At 77.8% G+C, this 1,388-nt stretch carries 2 protein-coding genes; both read left to right on the forward strand.

The window, feature by feature from the left end; all coding sequences use genetic code 11:
* Nucleotides 1-625: LamG-like jellyroll fold domain-containing protein (locus ACOV8S_RS21335; protein ID WP_448319436.1), on the forward strand; the 625-nt coding region annotated here is incomplete at its 5' end.
* Between the two features lie 237 nt (nt 626-862).
* A partial coding sequence (locus tag ACOV8S_RS21340) for an SCO2400 family protein (RefSeq protein ID WP_448319438.1) occupies nt 863-1,388 on the forward strand: 526 nt, incomplete at its 3' end.

Here is a 1,388-nt window from a genome sequence, read left to right on the forward strand (position 1 = left end):
CGGCCACGACCTGGCCCTCACCGGCGGTGCGGCGCCGGACGGCGAGGGCCTGCTCCTGGGCGCCGGCGAGGCCACCGCGGCCGGCCCCGTCGTCGACGCCGGCGGCTCCTTCACCCTCGCGGCCCGGGTCGATTTGCCCGCCGAGGCGGTCGCCGCGATGCCGGTCGGCCACCGTGCCCGGATCGCCGGCGACGGCGCCTGGGGGCTCTGGTTCGAGCGCACCGGCAGCAACGAGGAGCCGGTGCTGGACGAGAACGGCGACCTCGTCTTCGACCCGGAGACCGGCGAACTCGTCGTCCGCCGTGTTCCCGTGGGCGTCTGGAGCTTCGGCCGGCCCGGCGCGGAGGTGCGCAGCCAGACGTCCACGGCGCCCGGAGCACCCGTCGAACTGGTCGGCGTCCACGACGCGGTGGCCGGCACCGTCGCCCTGTACCTCGACGGCGACCGGCAGGCCGACGCCCGGCCCTTCGACGCCGCGGCATCGTCGGGGACGTTCACCCTGGGCGGCACGGCTGCGGCGGACACCGGATCCACCGGGCCCTTCCCCGGCCGGATCACCGGGCTCGCCGTCTGGGCGGGGGCGATGAGCAACGCCCAGCAGGTGGCCGGCGCGTTCGGCTCCTGACCCGACCCTGACCGACCGCCGGTCCGACCCCCGCCGCGACGCGCGGCGGGGGTCGGACCGTCCCCGGGGCAGGGAGGCGGCACGCCCGCTCCCCACCACGCCGACACGCGGCGTTGTTGGACGGTCACGTGCTGTCGGACGCCGGCGGGGGGCGTGCCGGTGTCCGCCAATGCCGCACACGACCTTCACCAGGGCCCCCCGACAAGTCACCGGTCGGGCACCTACCCTTCCAGCCTCATGGACTATTGCGCGCGGTGTCGGCGGCATCTCAACCTGCAGTTCAACTGCCCGGGTTGTGGAACGCCGGCGTGGGAACTCCACAAGTACGCCGAGGCTGTCGACGAAACCGTCGAACCCCCCGAGCCGGCCGGCCCCGTCGTCGGCGGGGCGGCCGGTGAGGCGGACGTCACGGCAGCGGTGGAGGAGTCCGGCGTGGAGGCGACCGGCGCCGGGGACACCAGGCGCGGAGGGGATGTCAGGAGCCCCGGAGGCCGCCGCGCCGGACTCCGCACACCGCGGACGGAACCGGCCGCGCCCCGGGCCGCCGCACGGCGGCGCGGCAGGCGCGGGCCGGGCCGCGCGCTGCTGATCGCCGGCTGTCTGCTCGGCGCCCTCGGACTCGGAGTGGCGGCCGTGACCGCCGTCGGCGGCGAGAAGGACCCCGCGACGCCCGCCGCCGCGGCGGCCGGCACCGCGCCCCCCGAGGAGGCCCGGTCCGCCCCGTCGCCGCGGCGGGAGCCCGCGAGCGCCACGCCTGCCGGGG

It is taken from the genome of Streptomyces sp. CO7, from assembly GCF_053474865.1.